General features: G+C 70.5%; 21 protein-coding genes. 9 read left to right on the top strand and 12 right to left on the bottom strand.

Going from position 1 to position 23,306, the window contains the following annotated elements; translation table 11 throughout:
- Window positions 1-888, top strand: coding sequence for a D-hexose-6-phosphate mutarotase (locus CJ197_RS06165; protein WP_102235866.1), 888 nt, complete (start codon window positions 1-3; stop codon window positions 886-888).
- A gap of 44 nt (window positions 889-932) precedes the next feature.
- Here the strand turns inward: CJ197_RS06165 and CJ197_RS06160 are convergent, their stop codons facing one another.
- From CJ197_RS06160 to CJ197_RS06150, 3 genes are read right to left on the bottom strand one after another with little or no spacing between them, the layout of a single operon-like run.
- The gene (locus tag CJ197_RS06160; protein WP_102235865.1) at window positions 933-1,838 is read right to left on the bottom strand and encodes a metallophosphoesterase; all 906 of its coding nucleotides are present in this window, start codon (window positions 1,836-1,838) and stop codon (window positions 933-935) included.
- Window positions 1,835-2,620, bottom strand: coding sequence for an imidazole glycerol phosphate synthase subunit HisF (gene hisF, locus CJ197_RS06155; RefSeq protein WP_102235864.1), 786 nt, complete (start codon window positions 2,618-2,620; stop codon window positions 1,835-1,837). Before hisF ends, CJ197_RS06160 begins: the two co-directional genes overlap by 4 nt.
- The gene (locus tag CJ197_RS06150) at window positions 2,617-4,734 is read right to left on the bottom strand and encodes a type IIA DNA topoisomerase subunit B (RefSeq protein WP_102235863.1); all 2,118 of its coding nucleotides are present in this window, start codon (window positions 4,732-4,734) and stop codon (window positions 2,617-2,619) included. Before CJ197_RS06150 ends, hisF begins: the two co-directional genes overlap by 4 nt.
- A gap of 141 nt (window positions 4,735-4,875) precedes the next feature.
- Here CJ197_RS06150 and CJ197_RS06145 point away from each other — a divergent pair, with 141 nt between their 5' ends.
- Window positions 4,876-5,094, top strand: a complete 219-nt coding sequence (locus tag CJ197_RS06145; protein ID WP_102235862.1) for a hypothetical protein — start codon at window positions 4,876-4,878, stop codon at window positions 5,092-5,094.
- Between the two features lie 167 nt (window positions 5,095-5,261).
- Here CJ197_RS06145 and CJ197_RS06140 read toward each other — a convergent pair whose 3' ends face one another.
- The 5 genes from CJ197_RS06140 to CJ197_RS06120 all read right to left on the bottom strand — a co-directional run bounded on the left by CJ197_RS06140 (window position 5,262) and on the right by CJ197_RS06120 (window position 10,429).
- Window positions 5,262-5,777, bottom strand: coding sequence for a GNAT family N-acetyltransferase (locus tag CJ197_RS06140; protein ID WP_102235861.1), 516 nt, complete (start codon window positions 5,775-5,777; stop codon window positions 5,262-5,264).
- A 1-nt stretch (window position 5,778) separates the two neighbouring features.
- Window positions 5,779-7,284 (bottom strand): RNA polymerase sigma factor, encoded by a 1,506-nt coding sequence (locus CJ197_RS06135; RefSeq protein WP_233190672.1) that lies wholly within the window; start codon window positions 7,282-7,284, stop codon window positions 5,779-5,781.
- Between the two features lie 328 nt (window positions 7,285-7,612).
- Window positions 7,613-8,011 carry a universal stress protein gene (locus tag CJ197_RS06130; protein WP_102235859.1) on the bottom strand — a complete coding sequence of 133 codons (399 nt, stop codon included), beginning with the start codon at window positions 8,009-8,011 and terminating at the stop codon, window positions 7,613-7,615.
- 63 nt (window positions 8,012-8,074) lie between these two features.
- A complete protein-coding gene (locus CJ197_RS06125) occupies window positions 8,075-9,220 on the bottom strand; it encodes a homoserine O-acetyltransferase (protein ID WP_102235858.1) in 1,146 nt (381 codons plus the stop codon).
- Between the two features lie 51 nt (window positions 9,221-9,271).
- Window positions 9,272-10,429: a hypothetical protein gene (locus CJ197_RS06120; protein WP_102236005.1), complete on the bottom strand. Its 1,158-nt coding sequence runs from the start codon at window positions 10,427-10,429 to the stop codon at window positions 9,272-9,274.
- Window positions 10,430-10,592: 163 nt separating this feature from the next.
- On the opposite strand from CJ197_RS06120, the gene CJ197_RS06115 reads away from it, so the two are divergent.
- Window positions 10,593-11,720, top strand: coding sequence for a polyprenyl synthetase family protein (locus tag CJ197_RS06115; protein ID WP_102235857.1), 1,128 nt, complete (start codon window positions 10,593-10,595; stop codon window positions 11,718-11,720).
- Window positions 11,721-11,771: 51 nt separating this feature from the next.
- On the opposite strand, the gene CJ197_RS06110 is transcribed toward CJ197_RS06115, so the two are convergent.
- Window positions 11,772-12,125 (bottom strand): Rv2175c family DNA-binding protein, encoded by a 354-nt coding sequence (locus tag CJ197_RS06110; RefSeq protein WP_102235856.1) that lies wholly within the window; start codon window positions 12,123-12,125, stop codon window positions 11,772-11,774.
- Window positions 12,126-12,280: 155 nt separating this feature from the next.
- Here CJ197_RS06110 and pknB point away from each other — a divergent pair, with 155 nt between their 5' ends.
- Window positions 12,281-14,383: a Stk1 family PASTA domain-containing Ser/Thr kinase gene (gene pknB / locus CJ197_RS06105; protein ID WP_102235855.1), complete on the top strand. Its 2,103-nt coding sequence runs from the start codon at window positions 12,281-12,283 to the stop codon at window positions 14,381-14,383.
- Window positions 14,384-14,473: 90 nt separating this feature from the next.
- Here the strand turns inward: pknB and CJ197_RS06100 are convergent, their stop codons facing one another.
- A complete protein-coding gene (locus CJ197_RS06100; protein ID WP_102235854.1) occupies window positions 14,474-15,871 on the bottom strand; it encodes a class II 3-deoxy-7-phosphoheptulonate synthase in 1,398 nt (465 codons plus the stop codon).
- A gap of 112 nt (window positions 15,872-15,983) precedes the next feature.
- Entirely contained in the window at window positions 15,984-16,709 is a 726-nt protein-coding gene (locus CJ197_RS06095; protein WP_233190671.1) for a 1-acyl-sn-glycerol-3-phosphate acyltransferase, read from the bottom strand.
- A gap of 68 nt (window positions 16,710-16,777) precedes the next feature.
- Here CJ197_RS06095 and CJ197_RS06090 point away from each other — a divergent pair, with 68 nt between their 5' ends.
- Window positions 16,778-17,551 (top strand): carboxylesterase, encoded by a 774-nt coding sequence (locus CJ197_RS06090; RefSeq protein WP_102235853.1) that lies wholly within the window; start codon window positions 16,778-16,780, stop codon window positions 17,549-17,551.
- The gene (locus tag CJ197_RS06085) at window positions 17,548-18,105 is read left to right on the top strand and encodes a hypothetical protein (RefSeq protein ID WP_102235852.1); all 558 of its coding nucleotides are present in this window, start codon (window positions 17,548-17,550) and stop codon (window positions 18,103-18,105) included. The genes CJ197_RS06090 and CJ197_RS06085 overlap by 4 nt, the downstream gene beginning before the upstream one ends.
- 77 nt (window positions 18,106-18,182) lie before the next feature.
- On the opposite strand, the gene CJ197_RS06080 is transcribed toward CJ197_RS06085, so the two are convergent.
- Window positions 18,183-19,118 carry an ROK family glucokinase gene (locus CJ197_RS06080; RefSeq protein WP_102235851.1) on the bottom strand — a complete coding sequence of 312 codons (936 nt, stop codon included), beginning with the start codon at window positions 19,116-19,118 and terminating at the stop codon, window positions 18,183-18,185.
- A 205-nt stretch (window positions 19,119-19,323) separates the two neighbouring features.
- On the opposite strand from CJ197_RS06080, the gene CJ197_RS06075 reads away from it, so the two are divergent.
- The 3 genes from CJ197_RS06075 to CJ197_RS06065 all read left to right on the top strand — a co-directional run bounded on the left by CJ197_RS06075 (window position 19,324) and on the right by CJ197_RS06065 (window position 23,268).
- Window positions 19,324-21,132: a long-chain fatty acid--CoA ligase gene (locus CJ197_RS06075; protein WP_102235850.1), complete on the top strand. Its 1,809-nt coding sequence runs from the start codon at window positions 19,324-19,326 to the stop codon at window positions 21,130-21,132.
- A 137-nt stretch (window positions 21,133-21,269) separates the two neighbouring features.
- On the top strand, window positions 21,270-22,931 hold the full coding sequence (locus CJ197_RS06070; protein WP_102235849.1) for a DEDD exonuclease domain-containing protein: 1,662 nt from the start codon (window positions 21,270-21,272) through the stop codon (window positions 22,929-22,931).
- Window positions 22,932-22,986: 55 nt separating this feature from the next.
- The gene (locus CJ197_RS06065; RefSeq protein ID WP_102235848.1) at window positions 22,987-23,268 is read left to right on the top strand and encodes an Lrp/AsnC family transcriptional regulator; all 282 of its coding nucleotides are present in this window, start codon (window positions 22,987-22,989) and stop codon (window positions 23,266-23,268) included.
- Window positions 23,269-23,306 lie beyond the last annotated feature (38 nt).

Raw genomic sequence — 23,306 nt, 5'->3', positions numbered from 1 at the left:
ATGCGCGACGCCGCTGCCTCTGCTCTGCCGGTCGGCTCTGCTCTGCCCGCCGGGATCACCTGGTCGACCGTCCAGGGGGCCGATGCGATCGCCGTGGACACCGCAGCATGCACGGCTGCGCTGCTGCCCGATGGTGCGCAGCTGCTCAGCTGGGTGCCGACCGGCAGCCGTGATCTGCTGTGGGTGAGTCCGGACTCCGCCGGTGGTCCGGGACGCTCGGTCCGCGGCGGGGTGCCGGTGGTCGGCCCGTGGTTCGGGGCCGGCCGCCACGGCGACGCGCCGTACAAGCACGGCTGGCTGCGGCAGGTGCGCTGGGATCTCGCCCGCGCCGAGCGCACCGACGATGAGGTGCTGCTGGCGCTCACCAGTCCTGCCGCGCGCCGGGAGCTGCAGGCCCAGCTGACGCTGCGCATCGGCGCCGACCTGGATATCGAGCTGCGGATCACCGCCGGGGCGGAGGGGCTGGAGCTGGAGGCGGCGCTGCACACCTACCTCGCGGTGGCCGATGTGCGCGGCATCGAGATCAGCGGACTGGAAGGGGCGCCCTACCTCGACAACACGCGCGGGCTGTGCGCGGATGTCATGCCGCAGGCACCGCTGCGGGTGCAGGGGCCGACGGATGCGGTGGTCGAGTCCGGGGCCCCGGTCACGCTCACCGATCCCGCAGCGGGACGGCGGATCCATGCCCGGCCGCGGGGTGCGGCACGCACCGTGGTGTGGAATCCGGGCGAAGATGGCGCCCGCGAGATCGGCGACATCACGCCGGGGCACTGGAGCCGTTTCGTGTGCAGCGAGCCGGCCGTGGCGAAGGATGCCGCCGTGGCCCTCGGCCCGGGCGCCTCGCACACCCTCGCGGTCACATACCGCATCGAGCCGTTGCCTAGCTGATCCACCGGGTCGACACCCGGGCCGCTCCCGCGGCCGCGTGCCTCTCAGTCGGCCGCGGGCACGAGGTCCACGATCACAAGCTCGCGGGGGTTGTTCACCCGCACCTGGGCGAGCGCCGTGTTTCCCAGTCCCCGGCTGATCACCATGCTCGCGTCCCCGTGCCGGTGCACGCCCGAGGTCAGGGCGGGAAACAGCCCCTGGTCCGGGGCGATGAGTCCTCCGACCCTGGGGATGCGCACCTGTCCGCCATGCGCATGCCCGGACAGCACCACATCCGCGCCATGCTCGGCGAGCTCCGGAAGGAGGGTGGGCCGATGGGCGAGGACCAGCACCGGCGCGTCATCGGTGATGCTCAGCGAGTCCATCACCTCACCCGGGGAGCGTGCCGGGAGCTTCCTATTGCGCCGGTGCTTCGCATCATCCAGACCCACCACCACGAGGTCCGTCCCGTTCAGCGTCATCGAGTGAGCCTCATCGCGCAGCACCAGGACGCCGCGCTGCTCGAGACCCTCGAGCAGCTGCGCGCGCTGGCCGAGATCCGCCTCATGGTTGCCGGTGATGAACACCGTCGGCGCCACCTGCGCCAGCCGCTCCGCGGTCCGCAGCGGCGCGGTGAGGTCCCGGGTAGAGCGGTCCACGATGTCCCCGGTGATCACCACCAGATCCGGCTTCGCCGCCGTAACGGCCTGCAGCAGACGGTCTTCGAAAGACCCGAAATGGGCGGCATGCAGATCCGAGACCTGGGCGATCCGGATCCCGCTGCTGTCCGCAGGCAGGTCCGCCATCGTCACCTCATAGTCCGTGACGACCAGGCGGCGGTTGTCCCACACCAGCCAGCCTCCCACCGCATGCAGCAGCACCAGCAGGATCAGTGCGGCGTTGGCCAGACGGGATCGGCTCGTGGGGCGGCGGCTCGGACTGCGGGCGCCGACGGACAGCGGGGCGCTCACCGGACCGTGATGCCCTCGGCGGCCATCGCCGCTTTCGCCTCGGCGATCGTCACCTCGCCGAAGTGGAAGATACTCGCGGCGAGCACCGCATCGGCGCCCGCCCGCACGGCGGGAGCGAAGTCCTCGGCGCGCCCGGCCCCGCCGGAGGCGATGAGCGGCACACTGCTGGCCTCCCGAGCCAGACGGATCAGCTCGAGATCGAAGCCGTCCTTCGTGCCGTCGGCGTCCATCGAGTTCAGCAGGATCTCGCCCGCGCCCCGCTCGGTGACCTCGCGGATCCAGGCGATCGCGTCGATGCCGGTGCCGCGGCGGCCCCCATGGGTCGTGACCTCGAAGCCGGAGCCGCGGCGGGCGGTGCCCTCCGGGGTGTCAGCGGTGACGCGGCGGGCGTCGATCGACATCACCAGCACCTGGTTGCCGAAGCGGTGGCTGATCTCCCCGATCAGCTCCGGGCGAGCGATCGCTGCGGTGTTGATCGAGCATTTGTCCGCGCCGGCGCGCAGCAGCTGATCCACGTCCTGCACCGTGCGCACTCCCCCGCCGACGGTCAGCGGGATGAATACCTGCTCGGCGGTGGCACGCACCACGTCGATCATGGTGTCGCGGCCGCCCGATGAGGCGGTGACATCCAGGAACGTCAGCTCATCCGCGCCGGCGGCGCCGTAGCGGGCTCCGAGCTCCACCGGATCCCCGGCATCACGCAGGTTCTGGAAGTTCACGCCTTTGACCACTCGCCCGGCATCCACATCCAGGCACGGAATCACCCGCACGGCGAGGCTCATGCGTCGATCCTCTCCAGGTCCAGCTCGTCGGCGCCTTCGATGATGAACTGTTTGCGCGGCGCCACCTCGGAGCCCATGAGCAGCTCGAACATGGCGCTCGCCGCCTCGGCATCCTCGATCCGCACCCGGCGCAGGGTGCGGTGTGCGGGATCCATCGTGGTGTCGGCCAGCTGGTCGGCGTCCATCTCACCCAGGCCCTTGTAGCGCTGGATCGGCTCCTTGTAGCTCTTGCCGCGCCGCTCGAGGGACTTCAGCAGCTTCGTCAGCTCCGCCTCGGAGTAGGTGTACACGTACTCGTTCTTGCGCTTGCCGCCGTGGATGATCTCCACGCGGTGCAGGGGCGGCACCGCCGCGTACACCCGCCCCGCTTCGACCAGTGGCCGCATGTAGCGGTGGAAGAGGGTCAGCAGCAGGGTGCGGATGTGGGCGCCGTCCACGTCGGCGTCGGTCATCATGATGATCTTGCCGTAGCGGGCGGCCTCCAGATCGAAGGTGCGGCCGCTGCCCGCCCCGATCACCTGGATGATCGCCGCGCATTCGGCGTTCTTCAGCATGTCGGTGACGGTGGCCTTCTGGACGTTGAGGATCTTGCCGCGGATGGGCAGCAGGGCCTGGAACTCGCTCGAGCGGGCGTTCTTCGCGGTGCCCAGGGCGCTGTCGCCCTCGACGATGAACAGCTCGGAGCGCTCCACGTCGTGGGTACGGCAGTCCGCGAGTTTCGTGGGCATGGTGGAGGACTCCAGCGCGTTCTTGCGGCGCGAGACCTCCTTGTGCATGCGCGCGGCGATGCGGGCGCGCATTTCGGAGACCACCTTGTCGATTACCAAGGCGGCCTGCTCCTTCTCCCCCTTCTTGGTGGACGTGAGGAACGTCGTGAGCTGGTCCTCGACGACCCGTGCGACGATCTGGCGGATCGCGGGGGTGCCCAGCACCTCCTTGGTCTGGCCCTCGAACTGCGGTTCGTCGATGCGCACGCTCACCACGGCGGTGAGCCCCGCGAGGGTGTCGTCCTTCTCGATCTTCTCGTTCTTCGCGTTGAACTTCACGCGCCGCGCCTGGTTCTCCACCTGCTTGCGCAGCGTCTTGACCAGTGCCTGTTCGAAGCCGGTGACGTGTGTGCCGCCCTTGGGGGTCGCGACGATGTTCACAAAGGAGCGCAGGGTGGAGTCGAAGTCCTCGCCCCAGCGCAGCGCGATGTCCACCTCGCACGAGCGCTGCACATCGGTGGAGACCATCTGCCCGTTCTTGTCCAGCACGGGGATGGTCTCGGTGTACTCGCCGCTGCCCTGCAGGCGGATCACGTCGCTGATGCGCTGATCCTGCGCGAGATGTTCGACGAACTCGGAGATCCCGCCCTCGTAGCGGAAGGCGGTGGTGGCGGGCTGATCGGGGTTGCGCTCGGGCCGCTGATCGGTCACCGAGAGCTTCAGGCCGGGCACGAGGAAGGCGGTCTGCCGGGCTCGGCGGGTCAGCTCCTCGAGGGAGAAGTGGGAGCCTTTGACGAAGATCTGCGGATCGGCCCAGTAGCGCACGCGGGTGCCGGTCACGCCGCGCTTGGCCTTGCCGACGACACGCAGCTCGGCGGGACCGTCGGCCGGGGTGAAGGGCGCATCGAGGCTGGGCTGGTCGCCATCGGCGAACACACCGGGTTTGCCGCGCTGGAAGCTCATGGCGTACGTCTTGCCGGCCCGGTCCACCTCCACGTCGAGGCGGCCCGAGAGGGCATTGACGACGCTCGCGCCCACGCCGTGCAGACCGCCGGAGGCGGCGTAGGAGCCGCCGCCGAACTTCCCGCCCGCATGCAGTTTGGTGTACACCACCTCGACGCCGGTCAGGCCAGTGCGGGGTTCGGTGTCCACCGGGACGCCGCGGCCCGTATCGCGCACCTCCACCGAGTGATCCTCGTGGAGGATCACCGCGATCTCATCGCCGTGCCCGCCCAGCGCCTCGTCCACGGCGTTGTCGAGGATCTCCCACAGGCAGTGCATGAGGCCCCGGGAGTCGGTGGAGCCGATGTACATGCCGGGGCGCTTGCGCACGGCCTCCAGCCCTTCGAGGACCTGAAGGTTGCGGGCGTCGTAGGCGGTCTTCTTCGCAGCTGAGGAGGTGGACACCCCTCGGATACTACGGGGATGGCCTGGCCGGGGCGGGGATCGACCCGCTGCGCGGCAGGGTTCACAGTCGGTTTGCGCCCGGAGCGAACCTGTGATGGACGCGGCGACCATCGGGGCCCTCGCGGTGCTACAAATGGCCTCATGAACCTCACTCTTGAAGCTCCCCTTCTGTCGACGCAGGACCGCTGTGACCGCTGCGGCGCCCAGGCGTACGTCAAGGTGCTCCTGGAGGCCGGTGGCGAGCTGATGTTCTGTGCGCACCATGCCCGTGCCCATGAGGATGCTCTGCGTCCCCTGGCGGCCGAGGTGATCGATGAGACGGAGCGTCTGCACATCAAGCCGGAGCCGGTCGAGGACTGATCCGGCTCCCTCCTTGTTCTTCACGCGAATGGGCCCCGCACCCTCAGGTGCGGGGCCCATTCGCTGCCGTGATGCAGGCGCTAGTGATCTAGGCGCTGCCGTCATACCGGCGCTGCCGTGATGCCGACGCTGCCATGACGCCGGTGGCGAGCACGGAGCAGGGGTGTTCAGGCCGGGAGAATCCGCTCGTACTCGACTTCCTCGAGCCCGGCGCGGCGCGGATCAGGGAACCGTCGTCCCGTCTCGGTGAAGCCCAGTCGCTCGTAGGTGCGCCGGGCCGGGGTGTTGTCCTCCGGGGTCTCCAGCAGCTGCCGGGTGCGGCCCCGCTCACGCATCGCCTGATCCGCAGCAGCGAGAAGGGCTGCGGTGACGCCGGTGCCGCGGTGGGCGGGGCGCACGAACACCGAGACGATGTTCACCGAGCCCTCGGCCAGCGGATGCTCAGCCGTGTAGCCCACCCAATCGATGCTCAGCGCCCCGACCACCTCGCCGTCACGCACGGCCTGGTAATGCGTGCGAGGCCCGGCCACCTCGGACCGCCAGGCCTGTTCGTCGCGGTCCTGCACCATCTCGAGCGTGCTCCAGAAATAGTCCGGGGCATCGGCCAGCATCTCCAGGCGCAGCATCCGGTACGCCGCCCAGTCATCGGGCACCAGGCGGCGCACCGCCAGGTCTGCTGCCATCTCAGTCCAGGTAGTCGCGCAGGACCTGCGAACGCGAGGGGTGGCGCAGCTTACTCATGGTCTTGGACTCGATCTGGCGGATCCGCTCGCGGGTGACGCCGTAGACCTTGCCGATCTCATCCAGGGTCTTGGGCTGGCCGTCCTCGAGACCGAACCGCATGGAGACCACACCGGCCTCCCGCTCGGAGAGAGTGTCCAGGACAGAGTGCAGCTGCTCCTGCAGCAGGGTGAAGCTCACCGCATCCGCGGGCACAACGGCCTCGGAGTCCTCGATGAGGTCACCGAACTCGCTGTCGCCGTCCTCACCCAGCGGAGTGTGCAGGGAGATGGGCTCGCGGCCGTACTTCTGGACCTCGACCACCTTCTCCGGGGTCATGTCCAGTTCCTTGGCGAGCTCCTCCGGGGTGGGCTCACGGCCCAGGTCCTGCAGCATCTGGCGCTGCACGCGGGCGAGCTTGTTGATGACCTCGACCATGTGCACGGGAATGCGGATGGTGCGGGCCTGATCGGCCATGGCACGGGTGATGGCCTGGCGGATCCACCACGTGGCGTAGGTGGAGAACTTGTAGCCCTTGGCGTAGTCGAACTTCTCGACCGCGCGGATCAGGCCCAGGTTGCCCTCCTGGATGAGATCCAGGAACAGCATCCCGCGGCCGGTGTAGCGCTTGGCGAGGGAGACCACCAGGCGCAGGTTCGCCTCCAGCAGGTGGTCCTTCGCCGCACGGCCGTCCTGCACGATGATCGCGAGCTCACGCCCGGCCTTGGTGCGGGCCAGGGATTCATCGCGCTTGAGCTTCTGCTCCGCGAACAGACCGGCCTCGATACGCTCGGCGAGCTCGACCTCCTGGGCGGCGTTCAGCAGCGCGACCTTACCGATCTGCTTGAGGTAGTCCTTGACCGGGTCCGCGGTGGCCCCGGCCGTGACGACCTGCTGCGCGGGAGCGTCGTCCTCGGAGGAGTTGAAGACGAAGCCGCCGGATTCCTCGACCTTCTTGGTGTCGGCGTCCTTCTCGGCCTTGGCGGCGGACTCGGAGTCCTCCTCCTCGTCGGTATCCACCTCGGCGTTCTGCGCGGCCTTCGCGGCAGACTTCTTGGCCGCTGCCTTCTTCGCAGAGGTACCGGAGGAGCTCTTGCCCGTGGTCTTCTTGGCGGCGGTGCGCTTGGCGGCCGTCTTGCTCTCGGGCTTGTCCGCGGTCTGCTCCGTGGCGGTGTCCTCGGCCGACTCGGCCCCGGGCGCGGCCTCAGATGCGGTGTCCTTCGCGGCGGTCGTCTTCGCCGGGGACTTCTTCGCGGCCGTCCTCTTCGCGGAGGCCTTCTTCGCAGGAGCCTTCTTCGCGGGGGTCTTCTTCTCCGAGGTCTTCGTCGCCGACGTCGTCGCGGTGTCCTGCTCATCGGGCGTCGCGGAGGTGGTGGCGGCCTTCGAGCTCTTCGCGGTCGAGCTCTTCGCGGTGCTCTGGGTCGAGCGGCGCGGGGTGGCGGTCTTCTCGGCGGTCTTGGGAGAGGTCACTCGTTCCTTCTTCCGGCAGCGGCCCGCTGGGCGGTCCACCGCTCTCGGGCGGTCGTCATCTCGGCGCGGCTGGTGGCTCCGCTGCCCGGCGCGGACGGTGGTCAGACCGTTTCATGGCGCACGAGGGCACGGTGCCGTCAAGCCTCATCACTATACAACGCGGCCGGGACCGCCCCCTATTCCCGCACCGCAGTTTCCCGCACCGCAGTCCGATCGTCGGGGCGACTGTTTTCCGTCCTGCAGATCTGCCGCCGGGCCTCGGATTCGCTTCCCTTCCGGGGCGGTCCCGCCGCAGTCCCCTCCGAGGCGGGTCCCCGCTATGGCGGGTTCACGCGGCGGGCTCGGCCTTCACGGTCAGCACCGGGCAGCGCGCCCCCAGCACGATGCGCCGGGCGGAGGCCCCGAGATTGAGCTTGCCGATGCGGGATTTGCGCCGCAGCCCGAAGACGACGAGGGAGGCGGAGACCTCCTCAGCCAGGGCGAGGACGAATTCGCCGATGTCCTGTTCGGAGCACGAGCGGATCATCACCTCGGCAGCGGCGGCGCCCTCCGCGGCGAGAGCCTCCCGGATCTGCTGCTCGCTGGCAGAGGTCATGCCGATCTCGGGGTCGTCGTAGCGATGGGACGCGATCGCGAGCACCTCCCCGGTGCGGCGCTGCTGGCGCAGGGCGGCGCGCAGCGCGGCGCGTCCCTGCCCGGAGGGCGAGTAGCCCACGACGATCGTCATGCCGCTCCGTTCTGCTCGGCGATGCCTGCCGGGCGCTGGTCCGCGGCCCGGCAACCGCTCACTTTAGCCGTCCAGCAGCTGTGCTATCCACCGCTGAAGTCCCGGATGCTCCAGCAGGAAGGCATCATGCCCGATCGGTGAGCTGACCAGGTGGTATCGGGCCGACGGGGTGTGCTCGGCGATCTCCTGGACGAGGGCGGGTGGGAAGAGACGGTCGGAGTCGATCGCGAGGGCCAAGGTGCGGGCCCGGATGCGGCCAAGCGCCGCCGCTACCCCGCCGCGGCCGCGGCCGACGTCGTGCGTGCTCATGGAGCGGACGAGGGACAGGTAGGTGCCCGCGTCGAAGCGGCGGATGAGTTTGTCGGCATGGTGGTCGAGGTAGCTGGTGACCTGGTGGCGGCCGCGCCCGTCCAGGGGGTCCTCACCATCCTGGGGGTCATTGCCGAAGCGGGCCTGGAACTCCTGGGCGCTGCGATAGGTGGTGTGGGCGATGCGGCGGGCGATTCCCAGTCCCACACTTGGGGTCTGGCCGGCGGGGTTGTCGTGGTAGTCGCCGCCGCGGAACCAGGGGTCGGCTTCGATCGCAGCGATCTGGGCGCTGTTCCAGGCGATCTGGTCGGCGCTCGCGCGTGCGCTCGAGGCGATGACCGCGAGGTTCCGCACGAGCTGAGGGTGGCTCACGCCCCATTCGATCGCGCGCATGCCGCCCATCGACCCGCCGATCACGAGCTCCCAGCTGGGCAGTCCCAGGGCCTGCTGCAGCCGGCGCTCCGCCGCGACCTGGTCACGAATGGTCAGCTGCGGGAAGCGGGAGCCGTAGGGGCGTCCGTCGGGAGCCGGGCTGGAGGGCCCGGTGCTGCCCTGGCAACCCCCCAGGACGTTCGGTGCGATGACCCAGTGTCGCTCCGTGTCGATGGGACGACCGGGGCCGACGAGGCTCTCCCACCAGCCGGGACTGGGATGTGCGGGACCGGCCGGTCCGCGCACATGGGAGTCTCCGGTCAGGGCATGCAGCACCAGCACCGCATTGGAGCGATCCGGGGCGGGTTCTCCCCAGGCTTCGTAGGCGATGGTGACGTCCCGCAGAACCTCACCGCTCTCCAGGGGCAGATCTCCGATCGGCATGAAGCGGCGGTCTCCGGGGCCGTGCTCAGGGCGCCAGGGGCCGGGAGCGCGCGGGAGCGCGGGCGCATCCACTGCTGCGGGCATACCGAGGCTCCTTGTCCATAGGCCGACCGCGGCAGCCGGGGCGGAGCCGCGTCAGGGCGCCGCTCTCCAGGCCGGGCGGACCGGAGTGTCGATCAGGCGTGTGAGCAAGCGTGCCAAAGAGGAGTGCGGTTCCACCTCCTCGAGGGCGGCCACGAGCTCTCCGGCGCTCGCATAGCGGTGGTTCCACCACGCCAGCAGCACCAGCAGCGTGGTCACCGCGCGCCAGGCGCAGCGCGCCGTGGAGCGTTCCTGCACGGGCGCGGCAGTCATCGCTCCGGCGGCCACTGCCTGCAGCTCCTCGAGTGCTCGATACCAACTGCCACCTGCGCAGACGTCGGCGTGGGGGCGCCAGCTGCCGTCGCTGGCGAGGATGGGCAGCAGGTCCTCACGGTCGATTTTTCGCGCTGCACCGCGCTCGACGCAGCGGCCCATCAGCTCCCAGTGCAGCCGGTCCACGGCGAGCGCCGAGAGCAGCGCAGCGATGTGTTCACATTCCGTCATCCACACCCCCTGGGCATCCGGCCCCGGGGTGCGTTCCAGGCGCTCCAGCGCGGTGCGGGCGCGGGCGAACAGCATGCCGACATCGACCCGTGACGAGATATCCGGGGCAGGGATGGTGAGATCCGAGCCGAGGGCGCGCAGGCGGGCGGTGTCCAGCGGCGGGCGGGGAATGCAGCGTCCGGCCAGGACCGCGCTCGCGGCGGTGCGCGTGCGGGAGAAGGGGAGCAGCTCCCCCGCTGCGGCCACCTGCACCGCAGCAGCGGAGTCCGAGCTGGCCGGGTCCACCGACCACCAGCGGCCACAGGCGGCACCGCGCACCAGCACATCCTCACGATCCAGTGCAAGGCTGCGGGCTGCCTGCTGCAGCATCTCTCCCAGGCGTTCGAGAGTCTCACGCACCAGCGGCTCAAGCACCTCCTGGAAACCGTCCCCGATCACCACGAGCGCTTCGATGACCTGATCGCATCCGGGGGCCATGAGGTGCAGCTGGTGGGCCAGGCGCTCCGCACCTCCCGGATCCGTGATGTCCTGCAGGGGACTGCGCGTGATCATGGGCGGCTCGGTCACCGTGCCGGCGGTCGCCAGCAGCAGGCAGTCGCACGGCATCACCGCGAGGCTCAGGTGTGCCTGGGCGAGCAGCTCGGAGGGATCGGCGAGCGGCAGCAGAGGCGGCTCGTGAGGGGCGGTGGGCGGAATGTTCATCGTCATGAAGCGACCCTGTCCCACCGAGCGCTCTACGAGCATCACCCCCTGCCCGATTGTGGATGAGGGGGCATTGTGGAGGAGAGGTCGTCCCGCGGCGGACCGCACCAGGGATCGGCATCCAGGCGCGCTGTGGGAGGATCGGGGGGCTCGCGAGAAAGGACTGCTCATGACTGCCTCCGCCCCCTCCAGCGCCGTGCTCTCCGCCCTGGAGCAGCAGATGGTGCAGCAGGCCGATCGCATCACCCGCGAAGCGCTCGCGGCGGGATCGGAGCACCTGGCAGGCATCGCCCCGGAGGCCGCTGCTCTGGTCGATGACCTCGGTACCTATCTCGAGGGCGGAAAGCTGCTGCGTCCCCGGCTGTGCTTCTGGGGTGGGGTCACCGCGCTCGGCCGCGAGGCGCACCCCGATGAGCTGGATCAGCTCGCCCGCTGCGGGGCGGCGATCGAGCTGGTGCAGGCAGCGGCGCTCATGCATGACGATGTCATCGACCACTCCCCCGTGCGGCGCGGCCGGCCTGCACTGCATGTGCAGGCGGCGCAGCGGCACCGTGCGGCTTCGTTGCGGGGCGACGCTGAGGAGTTCGGGATCGCGGTGGCGATCGTGCTCGGGGATCTGGCGCTCAGCTGGTCCGAGCAGCTCGCCTCTGAGATCACCGGGGACGCGGACGCCGTGGCGCGGGCCCGGGCGGAGTTCGATGCCCTGCGCACCGAGGTGATGTCCGGGCAGTATCTGGACATCCTGCATCAGGCGGCGGGGCTCGGCTCCGTCGAGGATCCCGAGCAGGCGGCCCTAGCGGTGATCCGGTGGAAGACGGTGCCTTATTCGGTGCTCCGCCCGGTGCGGATGGGCGCTGCGCTCATGGGAGCCGAGGCGCCGCTGCTGGATGCGCTCTCGGCCTGGTCGATCGAGGTGGGCACAGCGTTCCAGCTGCGCGATGACCTCCTCAGCGTGATCGGGGATCAGGACAGCACCGGCAAGCCCGTGGGCGGGGACATCCTCGAGGGCAAGCGCACGGCGCTGCTGGCACGCACCGAACAGGCGGCCGATGCGGCGGGTCGGCAGCTGCTCGAGCGCACCGTGGGCCAGGCCGATGCGGATCCGGAGGACATCTTGGCGGTGCATGAGCTGATGCGCGCCACCGGTGCGGTCGCCTCCGTTGCGACGGATATCCGGGCACGCGCCTCCCGAGCCCGCGAGATCCTGCAGGGCGCGGGGGCGATCGACGGGCCGGGCCTGGCGGGGCTGCAGCGGATGGCGGATCTGGCGACTGATGTGGACGCACTGTCGGCCTGACGCCGACTCCCCCGCAACGCGCTGTGCCCGCTGGTCAGCGGGGCACGCGCCTCACAGCGCGAGGGCGAGCGCGCGGCGGCGCACCTCGCCGCGCTGACCGCGGCGCAGGTGATCGATGGGGCGCCCGGGCAGGGTGTCATCGGCCGTGAACAGCCACTCCAGCAGCTCCAGGTCGCTGAATCCGCCATCGCGCAGCACGGTGATGGTACCGGTCAGATGCGGGACCGGAGCATCGTTCACCAGCAGCTCAGCGGGAATCATCCGCACCACCGGGTGACCGCGCCGCACCGCGACGAGGTGGCCATCCTCGATGAGACGGCGGACCTTGGAGACCTCCAGGTCCAGTCGCTCGGCGACATCGGGGAGCGTGAGCCAATCGGTGATGAGGGTATCGATGTCGTTCACGCCTCCTAGGGTGCCATGCACCGACCGGGGAGCGCATCGCACCGGGCGCCCTTCAGCACCGGGCCACCCGGCCCCGGGAGGCACCTCACAGCGTGTGACACCCGTGCCGTGTGTCGGTCCCCTCCCGCGCGCGTGAAGCACCCTAGATTGGCCCTGTGAGCTCGGCGACGTCGACTTCCCCCGGCATCAGCCTGCTCCTCGATGACCGCTATCGGGTCGAGGAGCCGATCGCGCGCGGCGGCATGGCCACCGTGTACCGCGGCCATGACGAGCGCCTGGACCGTGTGGTGGCGCTCAAGATCATGCACCCCCACCTGGCGATGGATGAGGATTTCCGACGCCGCTTCGGCCGAGAGGCCCGGGCGGCGGCCCGCCTGGCGCACCGCAACGTGGTGGGCGTCTTCGACCAGGGCGAGGACGGGGACAGCATCTACCTGGCGATGGAGCTCGTGGAGGGTGAGACGCTGCGGGCGCGCATGGTGCGCCAGGGCCCCCTGAGCGTCGGCGAAAGCCTGCGGGTGACCGAGCAGGTGCTGCAGGCGCTGGTGGCCGCGCATGAGGCGGGGATCGTCCACCGCGACATCAAACCGGAGAACATCCTGCTGGACGCGCAGGACACCGTGAAGGTCGCGGACTTCGGGCTGGCCCGCGCGACCGGCTCGAACAACTCCTCGGCGAGCGCCGCGCTGCTGGGCACCGTCGCGTACATCAGCCCCGAGGTGGTGACCCGGGGACACTGTGATGAGCGCAGCGACCTGTACTCCCTGGGTGTGGTGCTGTTCGAGATGCTCACCGGCACCCAGCCGTTCCGCGGCGAGCAGCCGGTGCATATCGCCTTCCAGCATGTGCACGAGGACATCCCGGCCCCGTCCACCCGCGTCAGCGGGGTGCCGCGTGAGCTCGATTCCCTCGTGACCTGGGCGGCGGCCCGGCCCGTCGGCCAGCGTCCCGCCACCGCGATCGACCTGCTGGAGGCGGTCCGGGAACTGCTTCGAACCCTGCCCGCGACGGTCCTGGCCACCTGCCCGGTGCAGATCGAGGATGCCGCCACCGGAGAGGTGCCGCGCCTGACCGCCGCCCTGGATGACGTTGCCGCGGATCTGACGGGCAGCCCCCGCGCCTTCCCGCCCGCCCTCACCGGTGATGCGGGGACGGGAGAGGACCACGCGCCCGCTGCCGCGCACTCTTTCCCCGCTGATCCCACCGATCCCGCAGCAGACCCTGATGCGGACCCCGCCGCGGACTGTGCTGCTGATGAGCCCGCGGATACGCAGCAGTCCGAGGACGGGGAATCCTCCCGCCAGGTCACGCTGCGCAGCCCGCGGGGTCGGCGAGGTCGGCACCTGGTCGCCGGGACCCGTCTGCGCTCCCGCGCGATGGCAGCGGCCGCCGCCGTCGCCCTGGTGGGCACGATGACCGGCGGCACCTGGGCGGCCACCACCTGGTACCTCGATGAGGGGCCGGGCGCGAACCGCACCGTGCCGCTTGTGGTCGGCACTCCCCTGGCCGACGCGGAGTCCGCCCTGCGCGCGGCGGACCTTCAGGTCAGCACCGAGGAGCGGTTCGACGACGAGGTCCCGGCCGGGCATGTGATCACCGCCGATCCCTCCACCGGCAGCGATGTGAAGAAGGGCGCAGCCATCCACGTGGTGGTCTCCAAGGGCATCCAGACGTTCCCGGTGCCGGCCCTGGAAGGGCTCTCGCTCGAGGACGCCCGCACCCAGGTCGAGGATGCTTCCCTCACTCTCGTCGAGGATGAGGCGGCCTACTCCGAGACCGTTCCGGAGGGCGAGATCATCTCCCAGAGCGCCGATGCTGAGGCGCTGCCCGCCGGCGGGGAGGTCCACGTCGTCGTCTCCCAGGGCCGCGAGCCGATCACCGTGCCGGATCAGCGGGGCAATAGCGAGGCTGCCGCCCGCTCAGCGCTTGAGCAGGCCGGTTTCACCGTGACCACCTCGCAGGAGCACTCCGGTTCGGTGCCGCGCGGTGCCGTGATCTCTCAGAACCCGGCCTCAGGCACCCTGTTCCGCGGGGATGAGGTCCACCTGGTGACGTCGCTCGGGCCCGAGATGGTGAAGGTCCCCGATGTGTTCCGCAAGTCCGAGAAGGACGCGCGGAAGGCCCTGGAGAAGGCCGGGTTCACCGTGCAGGTCAGCCACGACAAGGGCGAGCCGGTGTTCGGGATGGTCTATGAGCAGTCCGCCGAGCCCGGCAGCGAGCTGGCCAAGGGCTCCACGGTCACGATCAAGGTGTTCTGACCGCTCCCGAGATCCCGCCGAGTCCCGGCTATCCGCTCCCGTGCGCCGGGGCCGACGGCGCGCACGGCACCGTCGGCCCACCGCATCTGATCAGGCGCGGGTGAGCATCTCCGCGACGAGGAACGCGAGTTCGAGGGACTGCTGGTGGTTCAGCCGCGGGTCCACGAGGGTCTCGTAGCGGCGGGCCAGGCCCTCCTCGTCGATCTCCCCGGTGCCGCCGAGCACCTCGGTAACGTCATCGCCGGTGAGTTCGATGTGCAGTCCGGCCGGGACGGTGCCGGCGGCCTTGTGCACCTCGAAGAAGCCCACCACCTCGTCGAGGATGTCCTCGAAGCGGCGGGTCTTGTAGCCGTTGGAGGACGTGATGGTGTTGCCGTGCATCGGGTCGGTCACCCACGCCACCTGGGCGCCGGCATCCCGCACCCCTTCCACCAGGGCGGGCAGGCGGTCGCGGATCATGCTCGCGCCCATCCGGGTGATGAAGGTCAGCCGCCCGGGCTCGCGCTCGGGATCCAGGCGTTCGATCAGCTCGAGAGCATCCTCGACGGTGGCATGGGGGCCGAGCTTCACGCCGATGGGGTTGCGCAGCTTCGCCATGAAGTCCACGTGCGCGCCCTCGAGCTGGCGGGTGCGCTCCCCGATCCACAGGAAGTGGCCGGAGCAGCCGTAGATCTCCCCGGTGCGCGAGTCGATCCGAGCCAGCGCCTCCTCGTAGTCCAGTAGCAGCGCCTCATGGGAGGCGTAGAACTCCACGACCTTGAGCGCATCGAAGTCCGCGCCGATCGCCTCCATGAAGCGCACGGCCTTATCGATCTGCCCGGCCAGCTCCTCGTAGCGGGCGTAGCCCACCCCGCTCGAGGTGAAGCCGCGGTTCCACGAGTGGACCTCGCGCAGATCCGCGAAGCCACCGCCGGTGAAGGCACGCATGAGGTTGAGCGTGGAGGCGCTGGTGGTGTAGGTCTTCCACAGCCGGGCCGGATCGGGGCGGCGGGCCTCCGGGGTGAAGGCGAACTCATTGACCGCATCCCCCCGGTAGGTGGGCAGCGTCAGGCCGTCGCGGGTCTCTTCTTCATTCGAGCGCGGCTTGGCGAACTGCCCGGCCATGCGACCCATCTTCACCACCGGCACCGAAGCGCCGTAGGTCAGCACCGCCGCCATCTGCAGGATGGTGCGGATCTTGTTGCGGATGCGGTCCGCGGTGGAGTCGGCGAAGGTCTCGGCGCAGTCCCCACCGGTGAGCAGGAACGCCTCCCCGCGGGCGGCCGCAGCGATGCGCTCGCGCAGCACATCCACCTCGCCGGCGAACACCAGCGGCGGAGCGGAGCGCAGATCGGCGAAGACCTTCGCGCGCTCCTCCTCATCGGGCCACACCGGCTGCTGCACCAGCGGATAGTCGCGCCACACGCCGAGGGCCGCCAGGCCGTCGGCGGCCGAGGACAGGCTGAAGGAGTGGGCGCGGGCCGGAGCATCAGGGCTGAAGAGGTTCACATGACCAGGGTAGCCAGTATCCCCGGGTGCTCGAGGCCGAGTTTCACTGCTCGGTCACCGATGCCGGGACGCCCGCCGGGGATCATCCCGTCGGTCCGAGGGCCGGAATCGGTCAGCTCGCGGCGTCCTGCTCGCGCTGTTCGCGCTGTCGACGCTTCACATCGGCGGCGTACTCATCCACCCGCTCCTGCCCGGAGAGCTCCGCGATCGCATCCATCACCGCGTCGGTCACCCCACGCAGCACCTCCCCTTCGCTGCGGCCCGCGTGCTCGGCGGCGATCTGCGCGGCATCCAGCGGGGCCCCCACCACGGCACGGATCCGCGGGTGGCGGCGCGGGAACCAGCGTCGGCCACGCTGGGCCTCATGGGCGCCGAGCATCGCCACCGGCACGATCGGTGCCCCGGAGGCGAGGGCGAGGCGTGCCACGCCGGTCTTGCCGCGGTGCAGTCTCCCGTCGGGGCTGCGGGTTCCCTCCGGGTAGATGCCCAGCACCTTCCCCTGCGCCAGCACGTCCAGACCCGCCTGGATCGCGGAGCGTGAGGCGGTCCCACCGGAGCGGTCCACGGGCATGACGTGCAGGCCGCGCATCACCGCCGCGGCCAGACGCTTGATCGGGCCCCGGCCGGAGAAGATCTCGCCCTTGCCCAGGAAGTGCACGCTGCGGCGCACCTGCCCGGGGAGGAAAACGGTGTCGGAATAGGCCTGATGATTGGAGGCGAGGATCACCGGTCCGCTGGCCGGGATGTTCTCCTGGCCGCTGATGGTCGGGTTCCAGCACAGTCGCACCACCGTCATCACGAACGGTTTGGCGAGCTCGTACAGCACGTCGTCCTCCACGGTCTCGATCCGAGCGCCGCACAGCGGACCATCGTGCCCTCCGGCGGTGGGGATGCGACGATGGTGCCATGGCCTTCAGCGAACTGACCCGCCCCTGGCGCGCGCCGGGACACTCTACCGCGCGCGGCGGGCTGCTCCTGGTCCACGGCTTCACCTCCACCCCGCAGTCCCTGCGCCCCTGGGCGGAGGATCTCGCCGGGCGCGGCTGGGACGTGGATCTGCCGCTGCTGCCCGGCCATGGCACGACGGTGGCCGATCTCGCGTCGACGGCCTGGCAGGACTGGTATGAGGCGGCGAAACAGGCGGCTCTTGGGCTCGCCGAGCAGCATGGGCGCATCGCGGTGGCGGGCCTGTCGATGGGTGGCACCCTGACGCTGGCGCTCGGCCAGGATGAGCAGCTGCGCGAGCACATCGGCGCGCTCGTCGCGGTGAACCCGGGGATGACGCTGCCGCTCGCGGCCCGGGCGGCAGGGCTCATCGCCCCGCTCGTACCCACCCTGCCGGGCATCGGCTCGGACCTCGCGCGCGACGGGGTTGCGGAGGAGACATACGCGCGGATGCCGCTGCGCGCCGTCGCGCAGCTGCGGCGCCTGTTCACCCGCACCCGCTCGCGCCTGGACCTGGTGCGCGCCCCGCTGCTGCTGGCCACATCGCGGGTGGACCATGTGGTGCCACCGCGGGACAGCGATCTGGTCGCCGCCGGGGTCCGCGGCCCCGTCGAGCGGCTGGCGCTCACGCGCAGCTACCACCTGGCGCCGCTGGACCATGACGCGCCGCTGCTGTTCGAGACCACAGCTCGTTTTCTGGACCAGCACCTCATCGCTGTGGAGCACCGACGATGACCACCCGGGAGCCCACACCGCCCGGCGCCGACGACGGCCGGAACGTCGACGCCGAGTTCGCCCGCATGCTCGAGGGCGAGGGCCTCGCGCTGCGTCCCGGGCAGGCCCCGCGGGAACCCGTCGCCCCGCCGCATCCCGCCGATGACGATGAGCTGTGGGAGTGGAGCGCCGCATCCCCCGACCAGCCACCGGATCCCGAAGCTCGGGCACGGGCGCGGGCCGCGCACCCCTCCGCCGGGACTCCGGTGGGGCCGATGGGCACCGCGGGAATCCGCGGCGGAGCAGGCCCGCGCGAGCTCGACGATGACGAGGTGCTCTACGGGGACTTCGAGCCCCCGGATCCGGACCTGCCCCCGCCGTCCTCCGGGGCGCTGTGGGCATGGACGGCCCTGCTGGGCGGGATCCTGCTGCTCGTGCTCGCCACCGTCACGCCAGCGCTGCCCCGCGGTCTCGGGCTGCTCGGCGGCGCTGCGGCGGTCGGCGGGGTGATCGCCCTGTTGGCCCGGGCACCGCGCACCCCACGGCAGGATGGAGATGACGGCGCCCAGCTCTGAGCTGGCCGTCGGCCGTGCGCTGATGGGCTGTTTCGCCCTGGTCAGACGCTGTGCGCTCGCCAGCCGTCGGAGCCGGGTCAGCGGGCGAGGTCGGCGGCTCCGACGATTCCGGCGCGGTTGCCCATCCGGGCGAGCACGAACGGGGCGAGCTCCCGCTGCGCAGCTGCGGTGATGGTGCGGGCGTAGGCGGCACGCGCCGGATCCAGCAGCAGATCCCCCGCGGCGGCGACCCCGCCACCCACCACGATCATGTCCGGATCCAGCAGCGTGGCGATCGAGGAGAGTCCCCGGCCCAACCAGTCGCCGAGCTCTGCGATGAGCTCCACCGCGCCCGGATCCCCGTGCTGGGCAAGGCGCGTGATCAGCGGCCCGTCGATCTCCTTGCGGCTGCCGCCGGCGGCCTGCACGAGCGGCCCCATCAGCGGGTCTCCCGCGCTGGCTCGGCGCTTGGCGGTGCGCACCAGCGCGGTGCCGGCCGTGTACTGCTCGAGGCAGCCGCGGCGACCGCAGCCGCACCACTGCCCATCGGGCACCGCCGTCATATGCGCGATCTCCCCGGCGAAGCCCCAGCGTCCGCGCACCAGCTGTCCGTCCATCACGAGGGCGCCGCCGAGGCCCGTCCCGACGGTGACCATGAGCATGTGCTCGGCCTCGCGGGCGGCACCGAAGCGGTACTCGGCCCAGCCCGCGGCATTGGCGTCATTCTCGACCACCACCGGCAGACCTGTGAGCTGCTCGAGCTCATCGGCCAGGGGATGACCGCGCCAGGCGAGGTTGGCGGAGAAGGTCACGGTGCGACGGTCGGAGCTGACGAAGCCCGCCGCCCCCACGCCCACGCCCACCACGTCGTGGTCGCCGCGCAGCTCAGCGACGGCCTCCGCGCAGGCGGCCTCGATCAGCGCCGCATCGGTCGCCGGGGTGCTGCGCGTGGTCGCGGCGATGATCTCGCCGTCCTCATCCACGACTCCCGCCGCGATCTTCGTGCCGCCGATATCCACGCCGATGGAGAGCATGCTGTTCCTGTTCCTGGGGGCTGCTGTGGGGTCCGGGTCCCGAGACTCGCGCCACGGTGGCGGGGTGCATCCGACCGCTCGCGGGCACGGACCCGGGGCACCATGGTAGAGGCCCCTGACGTACGATGTTCGGGACCCCACCAGCGCTTCCGGGCCGGTGCTCGGCCTACCGCCCGATGCTCACCACCGGATCGAAGGAGATTCGATGAAACAGTCCAGCACCCCTTCGCAGCACGAGAGCCGCCCCGAGGAGAACATCACCGATCTCCTCCTGGAGCGGCTGCGCACGAGCCCCTCGGTGCCCGTGTTCGAGCTGAGCCGGGGCGAGGGCACCTACATCCCGCTCAGCGGCGCCGATTTCCTCACCCAGGTCAAGCAGGTGGCCAAAGGCCTGATCGCGTCCGGGGTGGACAGCGGTGACGTGGTCGCGATCCTCTCGCGCACCCGCTACGAATGGTCGCTCGTGGACTGGGCGGTGTGGTGGGCCGGCGGCGTCGGCGTGCCGATCTACGAGACCTCCTCCCCCAGCCAGATCCAGTGGATCGCCTCGGACTCCGGGGCCCGCTTCGCCGTGGTCGAGACGGCCCGGCATCGCGAGGACATGGAATCCGTGCGCGGAGAGGTCCCCACCCTGGAGCGCATCGGCGTGCTGGAGGAAGGGATCATCGAGGAGCTGACCCGGCGCGGCGAGTCCATCAGCGATGAGGAGCTCGAGCAGCGCCGCACCTCCCGTCGTATGGAGGACCTGGCCACGATCATCTACACCTCCGGCACCACAGGCCGTCCCAAGGGCGCCGAGCTCACCCATGCCAACTTCGTGGACACCACCCGCAGTGCCGTGACGCTGCTGGGGGAGGCCGTGCTCCCGCCCGGCTCGCGTCTGCTGATGTTCCTGCCGATGGCGCATGTGTTCGCCCGGCTGATCATGGTGGTGGCCGTCGCCTGGCCGGTGACCACCGCCTTCACTCCGGACACGAAGAATCTGCTGCCGGATCTGGCGGCCTTCAAGCCGACGTTCCTGCTGGCGGTGCCGCGAGTGTTCGAGAAGGTCTACAACGGCGCCGAGGCCAAGGCCATCGCCGGGGGGCGCGGCAAGATCTTCGCCAGCGCCGCGCAGACCGCGATCGACTACTCCCGCGCGCTGTCCGAAGGGAAGGTGCCGCTGGGCCTGAAGCTCAAGCACGCCGCCTTCGACAAGCTCGTCTACGGCAAGCTGCGCGAAGCCATGGGCGGGAAGGTCTCCTCGGCCATCTCCGGCGGTGCCCCGCTGGGCGCGCGACTGGCCCACTTCTTCCGCGGCATCGGGGTGACGGTGCTGGAGGGCTACGGCCTGACCGAGACCACCGCGCCGGTGAGCGTGAACCTGCCCTGGGATGTGCGCCCGGGCACCGTCGGCCCGCCCCTGCCGGGCTCCACCATCGCGATAGACGAGAACGGTGAGATCCTCGTCAAGGGCGTGATGGTCTTCCGCGGTTACCACAACAACCCCGAGGCCACGGCGGAGTCGCTGCAGAATGGCTGGTTCCGCACCGGCGACCTCGGCTCGCTGGACGAGCACGGGAACCTCTCGATCACCGGTCGTTCCAAGGAGGTCATCGTCACCGCCGGCGGCAAGAACATCTCGCCCGCTCAACTCGAGGACCAGTTGCGCTCCCACCCGCTGGTCAGCCAGTGCATCGTCATCGGTGATCAGAAGCCCTTCGTCTCGGCGATCCTCACGCTGGATGAGGAGATGCTGGGCACGTGGCTGTCCAACAATGATCTGCCCTCCATGTCTGTCGCCGAGGCCGCTCGCGATGAGCGGATTCGCGCCGAGCTGCAGACCGCGGTTGACGCGGCCAACACCTCCGTCTCCCGTGCGGAGTCCATCCGCGTCTTCGAGGTGATCGACACCGATTTCACCGAGGAGAACGGCTACCTCACGCCGTCGATGAAGCTCAAGCGCAACGTCGTGGTCAAGGACCTGGCCGAGGTGATCGACAAGATCTACTCCGGCCCCAAGCCGAAGGCCTGACCAGCGCTACAGCATCGGCGCTTGGCCCGCCTAGCGGCACCGCCGTAGCGCGGCCACCGCGCCGCACGCTGTGCTGCGTCTCGCGGCCCCGACCTCCCTCCCCCAGGGATGTCGGGGCCGCGGCGTACCGTGGCAGCATGCCCGCCGCCCCGTCCCGTCGTCAGCTGAGCTTCGCGGATCTGGGCACCCCGCTGGACGAAGCGACGCTCGTCGTGGTGGATCTGGAGACCACCGGCACCGATCCCACGAGCGATGCGATCACCGAGATCGGCGCGGTCAAGGTGCGCGGCGGCGAGGTGCTCGGTGAGTTCCGCACCTTTGTGGATCCCGAGCGCCCGATCCCCGCGTACATCGCCCGGCTGACGGGCATCACCGATGCCACGGTGCGCGGGGCGCCGACGATCGCGGTGGCCCTGCCGATGTTCCTGGATTTCGCGGGCCCCGCCGCGCTCGTGGCGCACAACGCGCGCTTCGACATCGGGTTCCTCGCCGCCCACGCGGCAGCCCTGGACCTGGGCTGGACGCGGCCGACGGTGCTGGACACGCTCGCTCTGGCGCGGCGCGTGTTCCATCGTGACGAGGTGCGTGACCATCGGCTGGGGACGCTCGCCGCGCATGTCGGGGCCGCCGTGACCCCGGATCACCGGGCGCTGTCCGATGCCCGCGCCACGGTGGATGTCCTGCACGCCATCATCGGCCGATTGGGCCCGACGGGCGCGTCCACGCTCGAGGATCTCGCCGCGGCGCATCGCAAGCCCAGCGCGGTGCAGCTACGCACGAAGCATCTGGCTGAGCACATCCCGGCCGTCCCGGGCGTGTACCGCTTCGTCGATGCCCAGGGGGATGCGCTCTATGTCGGCACCTCCCAGAATGTGCGTGCCCGGGTGCGCACCTATTTCACGGCCGCGGAGAAGCGTCGCCGGGTGCTCGACATGCTGCCGCGAGCGGAGCGGATCGACGTCATCGAATGCGCCACGGCGACGGAGGCGGCGGTGCGCGAGCTGCGGATCATCGCCGGTGAGCAGCCTCCCGCGAACCGGCAGGGGCTGAAGCCTGAGAAAGCGCACTGGCTGCGGCTGGGGCGTGGGACCGAAGGTCTGCGAGCGGCGCGCCTGGCTCGTGAGGAGTCCGATGGCACCGCGCAGATCGGCCCGCTCGCCTCGCATCATGACGCTCAGCCGCTGCGGGATCTGCTGTATGACGCGGTGCTGGGGCGCGGCTCTGCCCTCACGCGCGGGCCGGCCCTGCGCAGCGGTGAGCACCGCGAGAGTCTGCGTCGGGCGCTGCTCGAGGACCCGCGGGAGGTGCTCGACCATGTGGCCGCACGGATGCGCACCCACGTGCAGGCCGGACGCTACGAGGATGCGGAGCGTCTGCGGGCGCTCGCGGTGACGTACCTGCGGGCGGCCCGACGGGCCAGTCGGCTGCGGGCGCTTGCGGCGGTGCCGCTGCTGATCGCGGCGCGGCCCAGCACGGCCGCGGTGCTGGGTGGCCGCGGCTGGGAGCTGCTGGCGGTGCGGCATGGCCGCTTCTCCGGCACCACACTGGTGCCCTGGGGCACTGATCCGCTGCCGTTCGCCCGGTCTTTGGCGATGACGGGGCTGGGCGAGACGGAGCTCGCCGCGCCGCTGTGCCAGGGATACCACCAGGAGGCAGAGATCCTGCTGGGCTGGCTCGAGGCCGAGGGTGTGCGCACGGTCCTCGTGGAGGGGACCTGGCAGGTCCCCGCCCGGGCCCGCTTCACGCCCGAGCATCTCAGCGAGCGCTTTGCGCGCACGGCGCCGTCCCGGGCGGTCTAGGCTCGAGGCATCGCCAGCGCGCCGTCGGCGCCCACCGGTCGCCCCAGGAGGAGCCATGATCACCGCCATCGTCTCGATCGACGTCGACCCCCACCGCATCCCGGAGGTCGCGCAGGCCATCGTGGACATCGACGGAGTGGATCACGTGTACTCGGTCACGGGGGATGTGGACCTCATCGCGGTGGTGCGGGTGCGCAACCATGAGGATCTCGCCGACGTGATCGCCGGTCAGCTGTCGAAGATCGAGGGCGTGCTGGAGACCACCACCAACATCGCCTTCAAGACGTACTCCAGCCGGGATCTGGACGCCGCTTTCGACCTCGGCCTGGACAGCTGATCCGGCCCCACCGTTGATCCTGACCCGCCGCTGAGAGC

The organism is Brachybacterium sp. UMB0905 (genome assembly GCF_002871795.1).
GTDB lineage: Bacteria > Actinomycetota > Actinomycetes > Actinomycetales > Dermabacteraceae > Brachybacterium.
Note: the sequence above shows the minus strand (reverse complement) of the source record. Positions and strands in the feature narration are given on the sequence as shown.